This is a genomic window from Pseudoalteromonas sp. T1lg21 (assembly GCF_002964625.1).
Classification (GTDB): domain Bacteria; phylum Pseudomonadota; class Gammaproteobacteria; order Enterobacterales; family Alteromonadaceae; genus Pseudoalteromonas; species Pseudoalteromonas gelatinilytica.
In genome coordinates this window covers 1-467 of the sequence record NZ_PQBX01000005.1, presented here as the reverse complement: position 1 = coordinate 467, position 467 = coordinate 1, and the positions used below count along the sequence as shown (strand labels likewise).

1 protein-coding gene is annotated in these 467 nt (G+C 44.8%); it reads right to left on the bottom strand.

Annotation, left to right across the window (positions count from 1 at the left end; genetic code table 11):
- The coding region (locus C2M25_RS04610; protein WP_199775147.1) for an HK97 family phage prohead protease at nucleotides 1-467 on the bottom strand (467 nt) is incomplete at both ends.

Here is a 467-nt window from a genome sequence, read left to right as displayed (position 1 = left end):
GAATTAAACTCTTCAAACGATTTACCATCACGGATACATTCGTTCGCAAGTGTTTCAGCACCATATTGAGAACCGGTCTGCGCAATACGCTGAGCATCATTTACTGGGGCACTAAATGGTGCTTGTTGCTGTGAGCGCTGTTGTGTTTGTTGATTAGGAGCCGGAGTTTGACGAGTTTCATCTTCTGCCGGGGTGATGTCATCTAGGATTTCGTTCTCATCCATTTTGATTGCCTCTCTGATATTGACATTATTGCTATTTTCATCTGAACGACCCACCCCGACAGTGGGGTCGGCTGGTACAGAAACGGAAGATATTTCCATAGGTTGCCACTTGGTGATCCGATAATGCTCGTTATCACCTTCTCGCTTGGTTAGCGTGGCTTCTAAAATGCGGTAACCAACACTGATATTGGTGCGTATGCTGTCTTGCATATCTATCAGTAATTGTTCACCTAAAGGATTTCG